Genomic DNA, 13,045 nt, shown 5'->3' with positions numbered 1-13,045 from the left:
ATATATTTTTAAAATAAAGTGGAGTTAAGAGCTAAAAATGTATAACTTAAAATTTATATATTTTTACTAAAGATTTAAAAATAGTTGGAGGTTATAAGATGAGCAATAATAAGTGTATAAAAGTTTCAGGGGAAGATGGAAGAATAGTAGAATTAGAATTTATTGATGTGGTTAATGTAGGTAAAAATGAATATGTAATTGCAGGTCCCAAGGATTCAGATGAAGCTTGTGCATATAAGGTTGTAAGTAGAGAAAATGGTATGGTTGAATATGCTTCTATAGGAGCAGGTAAAGAGTTCAATCAAGTTTTGACTGCCTATAATGCAAAAAAATGATTAACCATCCTTTGTCTTAAATAATTTGTATTATATAAGAAAGGAAGGTGAAATAACATGAGTAAATCGAAAAAGAAAAATAAAAAGAATAATCAAATTAAACCATCACAAAAGAGTACTATAGATCAAGTACAAATTTTAAATAGAGATGTGCAGGATGCCCACCATATTGAAAGTGCTACTTTAATAAATGGATTATTTGGTGTAGAAATAAAAGATAATCTCATAGACCCAGATACTAGATTTTATATTTAAAAATAATATATACATGTCTACTAATAAATAGTATAAATTAGATAGTAATACGATTAAGTTTTATATTTTTAATATGGCATTGTTTTATAGGTTTATATGCTATATAATGAAATAAGATTTATTTGAAAGAATTTAGGAGGACATGAAAATGGAAGAAATGAATATAATAACACTTACTGACTCAGAAACAATGGAAAAGGTAGAACTAGAAATAGTTGAAGATTTAACTATAGATGGAGAGCACTATGTTATTTTAGCACCACTTGAAGAAGAAGAGGAAGCTTATGTATATAAGGTAATTGGAGAAGGTGCAACAGCTTCATATGAAATGGTTGAAGATGAAGCTGAATTTGATAAAGTTGTTGCAGAATATGATAAAATATTTGAAGAAGAGATGAGACAGTAATAAGAGATAAATTATCTATGATTATAAACATATATAATTTATAATTAAATGAAAAAAGATAACCTTAATTTATAAGGTTATCTTTTTAATTTATTTATATTGCTGCATTTTTATCAGCATTTAAATTGTTATTTCCCTTTTTTAGTCTAACAGCTGGTTCACTTGGTAAACCGAACTTAGGAATAAATCTATCCCATCCAGTTAGAGTAAGTATTAGGATTGAACCTACAGCTACGAATGCCATAAAGTTAAATTTAATTATATCCATAGCTACAAATTTGTGTAATGGATATACTGAAGAAGCAATTCCTACATAGAATCCTATATATACGTGCCAAGGAATCAATTGAGAACCAAACACTCCAAGAGCATCACCAAAGGTTGCATTTCTAAGATATAATTTATACATATCCTCTTGGCTTCCTTCAACGTTTTTATCAACTAATTCTTTAATGATAGGTCCAATAGTTACTATTTGAGCCATCTCGTCAGCAAGGGCAGCGTTACCACCTATACATAAAACACCATTCCAGAACATTAATTGTCTTACATTTCCAGATATCTTTAGAACAAGAGCTGATATTGGAGCAAAAGCATCCATTTTAGCCATGACTCCACCAAAGGCACCAACCCACATCATCATTACTATAACCCAAGAACCAGCTTCGCCAAATCCGCTTTCAACTAAACCTAAGAAAGAAGATAAGCTTTCTACAGTTCCTGCAAAAGAACCAAAAATGAATGAAGAAGCGATTCCTAAGAATAAACATAGTAGAGTAGGTGTTCCCATGATAGCTGCAGCTATAACAAGTATAAGAGGAATTACCATATAGAAAGGAACTCCATGTTTAACTTGATTTAAAAGTTCAACAGCAGCAGGTTTTTCAGCTTCGATAGCAGACCATGCTTCTGCTGGAATAGCATCAATAGCTAATTTTGCATTAGCTACGTCTGTAGGTAGTTTCATAGCTAAACTAACAACAAAAATAATAATTGCAGTTATAATAAGACATGTTACTGACCAAACTCCTTGAGTTCTAATTCTATCAATAACCTCAACTTTTTGGATACCAGAACTTACAACTGTTGTATCAGAAATAAGACCAATATTGTCACCGAAACAAGCACCACCAGCTATAGCAGCTGTAGTAAGAAGAATATTTCCTCCAACTATATGGTTAAGCCATAAGAAAATAGGAGCACATGCAGCAAATGTTCCCCAAGAAGTCCCAGTAGCAACTGAAAGAATAGCAGTTACTAAGAATCCACATACAGCAACAGTTCTTGCATTTAATCCAAGAGATAGAGCCATATTAACTATAGAAGCACCAACTCCTGTTGACATGAAAGCGTTTGCCATTGCATAAGCAAACATTAGTATAAAAAATACTAAAATAAGTTCCTTTACATTATCGACTGCTGCATCGATAAGTTCACTGAATTTTACTTTTTCTGTGATAAAGGCTACAATACATGCAAATATAGTTGCTATTGGTGCAGCTGTAAGCACGTCTACCTTCATCATCATAAGTCCGGCCAATACAAATATTGGTACAAACTTAAAGGTTGCTTTTAAAAATTTCATTTTTATATCCCCCTATAAAAAATTTACTAGAAAAACTAGTTATTTATTTAACTAGTCTTACTATAAAATTAGTTTAAAACGTTTTCTCAAAAATATCAAGTATTTTTCAGAAAAAACGCATAAATTAAATAATTTAATGTAGAATGTTAGGAGTATTTGCTAATATATGTATTATAAAAGAATAATTGTTATTATGTGTAAAGGGTTTTATGGTTATTATTAGTAAATAAATATGAAGTTTTTGGAATGAACTTTAATTTGTATAACTATCATATATAAAAAAACTCACAATAATTATTAACTATTGTGAGATTTTTTATATTTATTATGCACAAATTTCTTTATCAGAATTGACCTCAGAAGTTTGGTTCTTAAGTTTAACTTTAGGTTCCCTTGGTAAACCAAACTTAGGAATAAATCTATCCCATCCAGTAATAGTAAGAAGAAGTAATGAAATTACGGTTACAAAAGCCATGACATTATATTTAATAATATCTGTAGCTATAAATGTATGTAATGGATATACTGAAGAAAGTATTCCTACATAGAATCCTATGTATACATGCCAAGGAATTAATTGAGATCCAAAAACACCTAATGAACTTGAGAAGGTAGCATTTCTAAGACGAAGTTTATAAAGATCTTCTTCGCTTCCTTCAACATTTTTATCAACTAATTCTTTAATAATAGGTCCAATAGTTACTATTTGAGCCATTTCATCAGAAAGAGCAGCATTACCACCTATACTTAAAACACCATTCCAGAACATTAACTGTTTTACATTTTTAGATATTTTTAAAACAAGAGCTGATAGTGGAGCAAAGGCATCCATTTTAGCCATGATACCACCAAAGGCACCAACCCACATCATCATTACTATAACCCAAGAGCCAGCCTCGCTAAATCCACTTTGAACTAATTCTAAGAAAACTGGTAGGCTTTCTACTGTTCCTGCAAAGGAACCAAGGATATAAGAAGAAATAATTCCTAGGAACAAACAAAGTAGAGTAGGTATACCCGTAACAGCGACACCTATAACAAGTAATAGCGGAATTACCATATAGACAGGTACTCCATTTTTAACTTGATTTAAAAGTTCAACAGCTGCAGGCTTTTGAGCTTCAATAGCAGACCATGCCTCTGCTGGAATAGACTCAATTGCTAGTGCAGTATTAGCAGCTTCTGTAGGCAGTTTCAGTGCTACACTCATACCATAAATAATAATTGCAGACACAACAAGACAAAGGACAGACCAAACAACTTGAGATTTTACTCTTTCAAGTATCTCAACCTTTTGAATACCAGAACTTACAACTGTAGTATCGGAAATAAGACCAATATTGTCTCCAAAGCAAGCACCACCAGCTATTGAAGCAGTAGTAAGAAGAATACTTCCTCCCAATATGTGGTTTAGCCACAAGAAGATAGGAGCACATGCTGCAAAGGTCCCCCAAGAGGTACCGGTAGCAACAGAAAGTATAGCAGTTACTAAGAAACCGCATACAGCAACACTTCTTGCATTTACTCCAAGAGATAGTGCTATATTAACTATAGAAGCACCCACTCCAGTTGACATAAATGCATTTGCCATTGCGTAGGCAAACATTAGTATAAAGAATACTAAAATAAGCTCCTTTACATTTTCGATGGAAGCATCGATAAGTTCATTCAGTTTAATTTTTTCTGTGATGTAGGCTACAAGGCAAGCAACTATTGTTGCTATAGGTGCTGCCGTAAGTACATTAACCTTAAGCATCATTAGACCTGCCAATACGAATATTGGTACAAACTTTAAAAATCCTTTTAAAAATTTCATTTATGATCCCCCTATAAATTAATTAAAATGAAAATATAGTTATTTTTTTAACCATTATTTTCACATTACTAGTTTAAAACCTTTTCAAAAAAATATCAAGTGTTTTTCCAGAAAAAATACATAAATTTTAGAACTTTTTATAAAAAAATTAAAAATATTGAGTTAATTAATGAAAACGATAAATCAAAAAGTAGAAATAGGTAGAAATAATATTGAAGATCAAAATATTTGCATATATTCCATGTAAATGTTTACTAAAATTAATTTCAAAAAATTTAGTATATAAATAATATTATAAATAAAATTTACATTTTAGTATTTATAACTTGAAGTATTATAGAATATTTCGATACACATGTTAAAAAAATAACAAATGGTATGAAAAAACATGCTATTACCATCTTATGATATTAATAGCATGTTTTAAGAATTATTTACTTATATTACAGAATTACTTCCTTATCAGTGTTATATTTTTATTTCTTTTTTAATCTAACAGCAGGTTCTGTTGGTAGACCAAATTTAGGAATAAATCTGTCCCATCCAGTAAGGGTAAGTAGTAGGATTGATCCTACAGCTACAAAAGCCATAAAGTTGTATTTAATTATATCTGTAGCTACAAATTTGTGTAATGGATATACTGAAGAAGCAATTCCTACATAAAAACCAATGTATACGTGCCAAGGAATTAATTGAGATCCAAATACTCCAAGTGCATCACCAAAGGTTGCATTTCTAAGATAGAGTTTGTACATATCCTCTTGATTTCCTTCAACATTTTTATCAACTAATTCTTTAATAATAGGTCCAATAGTTACTATTTGAGCCATTTCATCAGAAAGAGCAGCATTACCACCTATACATAAAACACCATTCCAGAACATTAGTTGTCTTACGTTTCCAGAAATTTTTAAAACAAGAGACGATAATGGGGCAAAAGCATCCATTTTAGACATTACACCACCGAAGGCACCAACCCACATCATCATTACTATAACCCAAGAACCAGCCTCACCAAATCCATCTTGAACTAAAGATAAGAAAGCAGGTAAGCTTTCGACAGTTCCGGCAAATGAACCGAAGATGTATGAAGAACCAATTCCTAAGAATAGGCAAAGAAGAGTAGGAATACCCATAACAGCAGCAACTATAACAAGTATTAGAGGAATTACCATGTATACAGGAACTCCGCTCTTTACTTGATTTAAAAGTTCAACAGCTGCTGGCTTTTCAGCCTCAATAGCAGACCAAGCTTCTGGTGGAATAGCATCAATAGCTAACTTTGCATTAGCTACATCAGTAGGTAATTTCATTGCTAGGCTTACTACAAAAATAAGAATTGCAGTGATTATCATACAAGAGAGAGACCAAACACCTTGAGTTCTAACTCTGTCTATAACCTCTACATCTTGAATACCTGAGCTTACAACTGTTGTATCAGATATAAGACCAATATTATCACCAAAACAAGCACCACCAGCTATAGCAGCTGTAGTAAGAAGGATATCTCCTCCAACTATATGGTTAAGCCATAAGAAGATAGGTGCACATGCTGCGAAAGTTCCCCAAGAAGTTCCGGTAGCAACTGATAGTACGCAAGTAACTATGAATCCGGTTACAGCAACAGTTCTTGCATTCAACCCAAGAGATAGAGCTACATTAACGATAGAAGCACCAACTCCTGTTGACATAAAGGCACTTGCCATTGCATAAGCAAACATTAATATAAAGAATACAAGTATGAGCTCCTTTACATTGTTTACAGCAGCATCAATTAGTTCATTCATTTTAATTTTTTCTGTGATGTAGGCTACAAAGCAAGCAACTATTGTTGCAATTGGAGCTGCCGTAAGTACGTTGACCTTCATCATCATTAAACCTGCCAATACAAAAATTGGTAAAAATTTGAATAGTCCTGTTAAAAATTTCATTTTTATATCCCCCTATAAAAATATTTGATAGAATTGATTAAATTTTCTATCATGTCTTAATTTTAAACATTTTGTGACTAATTTCAATATATACGACAAAGCTTTAACAAAATTAATGTTCTTAACAAGAACTTAACAAAAAAGTCGAAAAATAAATAGATAAACTTCTAGAATTTACAGAAGTTTACCTATTTATAAAATGTATTTTAACTAATTTGTAAAATGAAAATAAATTCTAATAGTCAGAATCTGAATTACATAAATTATTTACGATTGCTATAGATGCACTGGCACCAAGTCTATTTGCACCAGCATTTATAACCTTCATTGCATCTTCAGTAGTACGGACACCACCAGAGGCTTTTACTCCCATATTAGGTCCAACAACCTTTCTCATTAGAGCAATATCTTCAGGAGTTGCTCCACCTGTACTAAATCCAGTTGAAGTTTTTACAAAGTCTGCACCTGCTTCTTGTGATAATTCACAAGCCTTGATTTTTTCTTCTTCAGTTAATAGACAAGTTTCTAAAATAACTTTAACTATAGCCTTTCCTTTAGCGGTATCAACAATTTCTTTTATATCATTTCTCACAAAATCGTAATCCTTATCCTTTAAAGCTCCTACGTTGATAACCATGTCTATTTCATTTGCTCCAAGTTCGATAGCTCTAGCTGTTTCGAAAGCCTTAGATTTAGTATCCATAGCTCCTAGAGGGAAACCTACCACTGTGCACACGAGTACTCCAGAGTCCTTTAGTTCCTTTGCTACTAACTCAGTATAACAAGAGTTTACACATACTGACTTGAATTTATATTCCTTTGCTTCTTTGCAAATTTTTATAACCTGATCCTTGGTTGTTTCAGCTTTTAAAATAGTATGATCAATCATTGATGCTATGTTCATCTTTATACCTCCTAATGGTTATAATTGATTTTGTATGATCTATATGTGAATATTATTAACTTTATATAGTAAAATATATCTTTATTAATATAACTTTCATCACATTTTAAAAAGTTTAATTTAACTTTTTAATCATCTTAAAAGAATACTTATCTTGTTTTTTATTTAGTTTAGAACTAAGTACATAAGAAATTACCATGGCTACTAAAGCCAGTAGCACTGAATATACTTCAGAGTTAGCTAAATTAAGCTTATTAAATACGTATAGACATATTATAAGAGTAATTACTGTAATAATGGTAGGGAAGGCATAGGCCCAAAATGTCATGTTGCTAAAAACCTTATTATCCATTGATACTAAAACTCTTTCACCAACAGTAGCGTGTTCTGTATTTTTTAATTCTACCAATATAGTATCTTTAGGACATCCAGATTTACAAGAGGAACATCCACCACCACAACCACCTTTTTTTACAAAAGCAACAGTAGCTATATCTCCATTAATTTTCTTTATAATACCTTCTTCTTGCACGAAATCACCTCCAAATAAATATAGAAGGCTAAAAAGCCTTCTATATTATAACATAAAATTAAATTTATTTATACTGTAGCATTGTTATTTTCAGAAGAAGTAGCTTCACTAGCTGGCTTAGCAGGAGATGGTACTGCTTCTTTTTTTAATACAGGTTTTCTAAGGTTTAATATGGAGTTCTTTGGACATTTATTTGCACATATTCCACAACTAACACATTTTGTGTAATCAAATACTGGAATATTATTTACTATCTCGATTGCATCTTTAGGGCAGTTTTTCATACAGATACCACAACCGATACATCCTACATCACAAACATCCATAACTTCTTTACCTTTATTTTTGTTATTACAGTCTATTCTAACCTTAGATTTTTTAGGTACAAGATGAATTAATGTTTTTGGACAAGCTGATATACAAGCACCACAAGCTACACATTTTTCTTCATCTATAGAAGCTACACCATTAACTATGGATAGTGCACCGAATTCACAAGCCTTTACACAAGAACCAAGACCTAAGCATCCAAATTCACAAGCTTTAGAACCACCACCAGGGGCTACGGAAGCTTGGTTACAGTCTAGAATTCCTACATAATTATATTTTTCTCTTGCAACATCAGAAGTTCCTTTGCATCTTACAAAAGCTACCATTGGTTCAGCTGTTGATGCTTCAACTCCAAGAATTGAAGATATCTTTTCAACTGCCTCAGCACCTCCAGGGCTACATTTGTTAGTTGTAGCTGTACCCATAACTACAGCTTCTGCATAAGCATCACATCCAGCAAATCCACATCCACCACAGTTTGCACCAGGTAAACATTCTCTTACTAGAGGGATTCTTTCATCAACTTCTACTTTAAATTTACTGTTTGCATATCCTAATAGCGCTCCAAATACTAAGCCAAGGCCACCTAGGCTGACTACTGGATATACTAAATTTGATAAATCCATTTAAATTCCCTCCTTTAAACTAAACCACTGAATCCATAGAAAGCAATAGCCATTAATCCAGCAGTTATTAGAGAAATTGGTAACCCTCTAAAAGCAGCAGGCATATCAGTATTATCTTCCATTCTCTCTCTTAAACCTGCAAGTATTACTATAGCAAGTACATATCCAAGAGCTGCCCCAATAGTATTAGATAATGATTGAGCTAATCCATACTGTTTATCTATGTTTGTAACAGCAACACCAAGTACTGCACAGTTAGTTGTGATAAGAGGTAAGAAGATACCTAGAGATCTATAAAGACCAGGTTGGATTTTCTTAATAACAATCTCAACGAATTGTACTAATGCTGCAATAACAAGGATAAAAGCTAATGTTGATAGATATTCCATTTTAAATGGAACTAAAATTAACTTATTTACCACGAAGGTAATAAGAGTAGCTAGTAACATTACAAAGGTAACAGCTGCACCCATACCTTTAGCAGTTTCTGTCTTTTGAGAAACTCCAAGGAAGGAACATATACCTAGAAACTGCCCTAATATTACGTTGTTAACTAATAGGGCTCCTATAAATATAGTAAATAATTCTTTCATTAAATTTCACCTTCCTTATTTTGTAGTTTCAGATTTTTTAGCTTTTGAAATCTTATATTGATTCAAGCATGCTAAAAGTATACCAAGAGTTATGAAAGCTCCAGGAGCAGATGTCATAACCATAGCTGGAACATAAGATTTTGGTAGGAATTGCATTCCATAGAATGTTCCATTACCAAGAACTTCTCTAAAGGTTGCTAATACAACTATAGCAAGTCCAAACCCAAGTCCCATTCCAATAGCATCAAAAATTGAAGGGATTACTTTATTTTTTGATGCATATGCTTCAGCTCTACCTAAGATAACACAGTTAACTACTATAAGAGGTAAGAATATTCCAAGAGATTTATATAAGTCAGGAATATAAGCTTGTAATAAGAACTGTATTAAAGTAACGAAGGTAGCGATAACTACGATATAAGCTGGTATTCTGATTTTATCAGGAACGAGTTTTCTAATCAAAGAGATAACAGCATTTGAGCCTATTAATACTACTGTTGCAGCAAGAGCCATACCTGCCGCATTCTTTACACTACTTGTAACAGCAAGAGTAGGACACATAGCTAGTACTTGTATGAAAACTGGATTTTCGGTAATAATACCTGTTTTTAATCTATTAACTAATTCTTTCATTCTACTTTGCTCCTTTCAAGTTAGTATTGTAGTAATTTATAGCAGTGTTTACACCAGTAGTTACTGCTTTAGAAGTAATTGTTGCACCAGTAATTGCTTGAATATCGGAACCGACAGTAAGTTCCTTTTCAGAAGAAAGACCTTTATATTGTGCTGCGAAAGAAGGATCATCCTTTGCTTTAGAACCAAGTCCAGGAGTTTCAGTATGACTTAAAATTGTAATACCAGAAACAGCTCCTTCAGCATCGATACCAACCATTAATTCAATTTTTCCACCATAGCCTGATGAGTTAACTTGAAATACATAACCAGCATCAGTTCCACTAGTCTTAGCTTGAAATATACCTGTTACGTTTTCATCGGCAATACCATCTGTTAATTCTGAAAATTCTTCTGCTTCTAAGACAACTTTCATAGCAGCAGCTTGGTCCTCTTTAGCTTTAGCTTCAATTGGTGCTCTAGTAATATCATAAGCAAAGGCAAGGATTAGACCAGCAATTGCAGTAATTGCAAGAAGAATTCCTCCTAATTTTAAATTTTCTTTCATTATTTTGCACCTCCGAACACACGTGGATTCGTCCATTTATCAATCATTGGAACTAATAAGTTCATTATTAAGATTGAGTAAGAAACACCTTCTGCATAACCACCGTATAAACGAATTAATGATGTTAATAAACCACAACCAACACCAAATATGATTTGACCTTTTCTAGTCATAGGAGATGTAGTATAATCAGTAGCCATGAATATAGCACCAAGCATTAATCCACCTATAAATATTTCATATATTCCATTTCCCTGCATAAATCCATCTCTACCTAATACTGTAGTGATTACAAAAACTGTACCAATATACGTAGCAGGAATGTGCCATGTTATAACTTTTCTATATAATAGATAAGCTCCACCAATAAGTAGGGCAAAAGCAGAAACTTCTCCGATACATCCAGCTAAGTTAGTTCCAAGGAATGCATCTAGAGTATCAGGAAGTAATCCACCACCATTACGAAGTATAGCAAGTGGAGTAGCTTTAGTTACTCCATCTATAGTCCATTCAGTCATTTGACTTGGGTATGCAGCAAGTAAGAATGCTCTTCCAGCAAGGGCTGGGTTCATAATATTTTGACCAAGACCGCCAAAAAAACATTTAACAACAATGATAGCAAATGCACTACCAACAGCAACCATCCAAAGAGGAAGTGTAGGAGGCAAGTTAAAAGCAAGTAGTAATCCAGTAATAACTGCGCTTAAATCTTTTAATGAATTTGGTCTTTTAGTTATTTTATTAAATAAGTATTCGCTTAGCATTGCAGAAACAATAGCTGTTATCATAACTAAGGCTGCTTCTTTCCCAAAGAAATAAATACCTGCTACAGTAGCTGGCACTAAAGCGATTAGTACATCTCTCATTACAGTTGATACTGTTTCCTTAGATTTGATATGTGGCGATACTGATACGTTATATAAATTTCCAGACATTATGTTCACCTCTACTTTTTCTTTTTATTAGCTATAACTCTTTTTTTACCCTCTTTGCAAGTTTGAGTTAAATTTCTCTTAGCAGGGCAAGAATAGCTACAAGCACCACATTCAATGCAGTTAAGTCCACCAAACTTTTCAAAGTTTTCATAATCGCCTCTTACAACTTGAGCATTAAGTTTATTTGGAAGCAAGAACATTGGACATGCGTTAACACATTTTCCGCATCTGATACAGTTTGATTCAACAGTAGGCACAGCCTCTGATTTTGTTAAGCAAAGTATACCAGAAGTACCTTTTATTGCAGGAATGTCTAAAGTAAATAGTGCAGTTCCCATCATTGGACCACCGCTAAGAACTTTAACAGGCTCTTCGTTAAATCCATCACAATAATCAACAAGTTCTCTCAAGCTTGTACCAAATTTAACTCTTAGGTTTTTTGGAGTTTTTATTGCACCTCCAGTAACAGTAACTATTCTTTCAGTAAGTGGTTTGCCAAGAATAACTGCTTCTCTTATAGCAAAAATAGTAGCTACGTTTTGAACTATGCAACCAGCATCTGCAGGTAGTTTTCCTGTTGGAACTTCTCTTTTAGTAACAGAATAGATTAACTGTTTTTCTGCACCTTGTGGATACTTAGTTTTAAGTTCTGCTATTTCAACATTTTTAATAGGTTCTACAACTGCTTTCATTATTGTTATAGCATCACTTTTGTTGTTCTCAATACCTAAGAAGATTTTTACTTCAGGAAACATTTGAGAAAGGATTTCTAAACCTTCAGCTATCTCATTAGAATATTGTAGCATTAACTGATGGTCACAAGTTAAGTAAGGTTCGCATTCAGCTGCATTGATAACAATAGTATCAATATTGCATTCTTTTGGTGGATTTAGCTTTACATGAGTTGGAAAGCATGCACCTCCAAGACCTACAATACCAGCTTCTTGAATTATATCTAATAGCTCATTTTTAGATAAATTCTTATAATTTTCGTGTGGTGTATAGGCTATTTCTTCATAAGTATTATCGTTTTCAATAATAACGCTCATAGCCTTTGAACCATTTGATGTAAGCATAGGTGTTACATTTTTAACTATTCCAGATACACTAGAATAGATATTAGATGAAACAAAAGATGTGCTTGCACCAATTTTTTGTCCAACTACAACTTTATCTCCCTTTTTTACAATAGGTTCACATGGAGCCCCTATATGTTGGCTCATAGGGAACACTAAATCACCCTTTGGAAGATAGGTTTCAATTTCTTTTTTTTCTGAAAAATGTTTTCCGTGAGGCGGATGAATGCCTCGTTTAAAAGTTAATAGTCCCATAATATTCCTCCATTCCTATAGTATAAATTATAAAGACATTGTATTAATGACTCCTATAGTACAAACTTTATTATAACTCGAAAATCTTTATGGTGCAATATATTGAATTGTTTATATGATTTAAGAATAATTAAAACTATAGGGGATAAATTAAAAATTAAATAGAAAATAATGCATACATTGTCTAATATTAAGGTATTACTTACATAAATTTAGATAATATAATTCCATACTCGTAATAAATTACAAATTTTAAGGAATATTATAGTGAGAAAAAATAAATATA

General features: G+C 32.5%; 14 protein-coding genes. 3 read left to right on the top strand and 11 right to left on the bottom strand.

Translation table 11 applies throughout. From position 1 onward, the window contains the following. Positions 1 to 98: 98 nt before the first annotated feature. The 3 genes from B3B03_RS08115 (at position 99) to B3B03_RS08105 (ending at position 996) form a co-directional block, all read left to right on the top strand. Positions 99 to 335 carry a DUF1292 domain-containing protein gene (locus tag B3B03_RS08115; RefSeq protein ID WP_346876963.1) on the top strand — a complete coding sequence of 79 codons (237 nt, stop codon included), beginning with the start codon at positions 99 to 101 and terminating at the stop codon, positions 333 to 335. A 57-nt stretch (positions 336 to 392) separates the two neighbouring features. Next, positions 393 to 590 carry a hypothetical protein gene (locus B3B03_RS08110; RefSeq protein ID WP_346846536.1) on the top strand — a complete coding sequence of 66 codons (198 nt, stop codon included), beginning with the start codon at positions 393 to 395 and terminating at the stop codon, positions 588 to 590. A gap of 148 nt (positions 591 to 738) precedes the next feature. Beyond that, positions 739 to 996: a DUF1292 domain-containing protein gene (locus tag B3B03_RS08105; RefSeq protein ID WP_346846537.1), complete on the top strand. Its 258-nt coding sequence runs from the start codon at positions 739 to 741 to the stop codon at positions 994 to 996. Positions 997 to 1,090: 94 nt separating this feature from the next. On the opposite strand, the gene B3B03_RS08100 is transcribed toward B3B03_RS08105, so the two are convergent. The 11 genes from B3B03_RS08100 to rsxC form a co-directional block, all read right to left on the bottom strand. Further along, a complete protein-coding gene (locus B3B03_RS08100) occupies positions 1,091 to 2,581 on the bottom strand; it encodes a Na+/H+ antiporter NhaC family protein (protein WP_346876962.1) in 1,491 nt (496 codons plus the stop codon). Positions 2,582 to 2,906: 325 nt separating this feature from the next. Continuing rightward, entirely contained in the window at positions 2,907 to 4,397 is a 1,491-nt protein-coding gene (locus B3B03_RS08095; protein ID WP_346846539.1) for a Na+/H+ antiporter NhaC family protein, read from the bottom strand. 476 nt (positions 4,398 to 4,873) lie between these two features. After that, entirely contained in the window at positions 4,874 to 6,328 is a 1,455-nt protein-coding gene (locus tag B3B03_RS08090) for a Na+/H+ antiporter NhaC family protein (protein ID WP_346846540.1), read from the bottom strand. A gap of 235 nt (positions 6,329 to 6,563) precedes the next feature. Next, on the bottom strand, positions 6,564 to 7,232 hold the full coding sequence (deoC, locus tag B3B03_RS08085) for a deoxyribose-phosphate aldolase (protein WP_346846541.1): 669 nt from the start codon (positions 7,230 to 7,232) through the stop codon (positions 6,564 to 6,566). Between the two features lie 115 nt (positions 7,233 to 7,347). Then, positions 7,348 to 7,764 (bottom strand): SoxR reducing system RseC family protein, encoded by a 417-nt coding sequence (locus tag B3B03_RS08080; protein WP_346876961.1) that lies wholly within the window; start codon positions 7,762 to 7,764, stop codon positions 7,348 to 7,350. A 68-nt stretch (positions 7,765 to 7,832) separates the two neighbouring features. After that, a complete protein-coding gene (locus B3B03_RS08075; protein ID WP_346846543.1) occupies positions 7,833 to 8,720 on the bottom strand; it encodes an RnfABCDGE type electron transport complex subunit B in 888 nt (295 codons plus the stop codon). A gap of 14 nt (positions 8,721 to 8,734) precedes the next feature. Beyond that, the gene (locus B3B03_RS08070; protein ID WP_035133663.1) at positions 8,735 to 9,313 is read right to left on the bottom strand and encodes an electron transport complex protein RnfA; all 579 of its coding nucleotides are present in this window, start codon (positions 9,311 to 9,313) and stop codon (positions 8,735 to 8,737) included. A gap of 15 nt (positions 9,314 to 9,328) precedes the next feature. Then, positions 9,329 to 9,946 (bottom strand): electron transport complex subunit RsxE, encoded by a 618-nt coding sequence (gene rsxE, locus B3B03_RS08065; RefSeq protein ID WP_035133661.1) that lies wholly within the window; start codon positions 9,944 to 9,946, stop codon positions 9,329 to 9,331. A 1-nt stretch (position 9,947) separates the two neighbouring features. Beyond that, complete coding sequence (locus B3B03_RS08060) at positions 9,948 to 10,493, bottom strand: RnfABCDGE type electron transport complex subunit G (RefSeq protein ID WP_346846544.1); 546 nt, start codon at positions 10,491 to 10,493, stop codon at positions 9,948 to 9,950. Further along, positions 10,493 to 11,428 (bottom strand): RnfABCDGE type electron transport complex subunit D, encoded by a 936-nt coding sequence (locus B3B03_RS08055; RefSeq protein WP_346846545.1) that lies wholly within the window; start codon positions 11,426 to 11,428, stop codon positions 10,493 to 10,495. The genes B3B03_RS08060 and B3B03_RS08055 overlap by 1 nt, the downstream gene beginning before the upstream one ends. Positions 11,429 to 11,439: 11 nt before the next feature. Next, positions 11,440 to 12,759: an electron transport complex subunit RsxC gene (gene rsxC / locus B3B03_RS08050; RefSeq protein ID WP_346876960.1), complete on the bottom strand. Its 1,320-nt coding sequence runs from the start codon at positions 12,757 to 12,759 to the stop codon at positions 11,440 to 11,442. Positions 12,760 to 13,045 lie beyond the last annotated feature (286 nt).

The organism is Clostridium sp. UBA5712 (assembly GCF_002419845.1).
Taxonomy (GTDB): Bacteria; Bacillota; Clostridia; order Clostridiales; family Clostridiaceae; genus Clostridium_J; species Clostridium_J sulfidigenes.
This window is presented reverse-complemented; position numbering and strand designations above follow the sequence as displayed.

What these genes read in the sequence shown, in the direction of transcription:
- B3B03_RS08115 (WP_346876963.1), top strand. Translation starts at nt 99, where the DNA reads ATGAGCAATAATAAGTGTATAAAAGTTTCAGGGGAAGATGGAAGAATA.
- B3B03_RS08110 (WP_346846536.1), top strand. Translation starts at nt 393, where the DNA reads ATGAGTAAATCGAAAAAGAAAAATAAAAAGAATAATCAAATTAAACCA.
- B3B03_RS08105 (WP_346846537.1), top strand. Translation starts at nt 739, where the DNA reads ATGGAAGAAATGAATATAATAACACTTACTGACTCAGAAACAATGGAA.
- B3B03_RS08100 (WP_346876962.1), bottom strand. Translation starts at nt 2,581, where the DNA reads ATGAAATTTTTAAAAGCAACCTTTAAGTTTGTACCAATATTTGTATTG.
- B3B03_RS08095 (WP_346846539.1), bottom strand. Translation starts at nt 4,397, where the DNA reads ATGAAATTTTTAAAAGGATTTTTAAAGTTTGTACCAATATTCGTATTG.
- B3B03_RS08090 (WP_346846540.1), bottom strand. Translation starts at nt 6,328, where the DNA reads ATGAAATTTTTAACAGGACTATTCAAATTTTTACCAATTTTTGTATTG.
- deoC (WP_346846541.1), bottom strand. Translation starts at nt 7,232, where the DNA reads ATGAACATAGCATCAATGATTGATCATACTATTTTAAAAGCTGAAACA.
- B3B03_RS08075 (WP_346846543.1), bottom strand. Translation starts at nt 8,720, where the DNA reads ATGGATTTATCAAATTTAGTATATCCAGTAGTCAGCCTAGGTGGCCTT.
- B3B03_RS08070 (WP_035133663.1), bottom strand. Translation starts at nt 9,313, where the DNA reads ATGAAAGAATTATTTACTATATTTATAGGAGCCCTATTAGTTAACAAC.
- rsxE (WP_035133661.1), bottom strand. Translation starts at nt 9,946, where the DNA reads ATGAAAGAATTAGTTAATAGATTAAAAACAGGTATTATTACCGAAAAT.
- B3B03_RS08060 (WP_346846544.1), bottom strand. Translation starts at nt 10,493, where the DNA reads ATGAAAGAAAATTTAAAATTAGGAGGAATTCTTCTTGCAATTACTGCA.
- B3B03_RS08055 (WP_346846545.1), bottom strand. Translation starts at nt 11,428, where the DNA reads ATGTCTGGAAATTTATATAACGTATCAGTATCGCCACATATCAAATCT.
- rsxC (WP_346876960.1), bottom strand. Translation starts at nt 12,759, where the DNA reads ATGGGACTATTAACTTTTAAACGAGGCATTCATCCGCCTCACGGAAAA.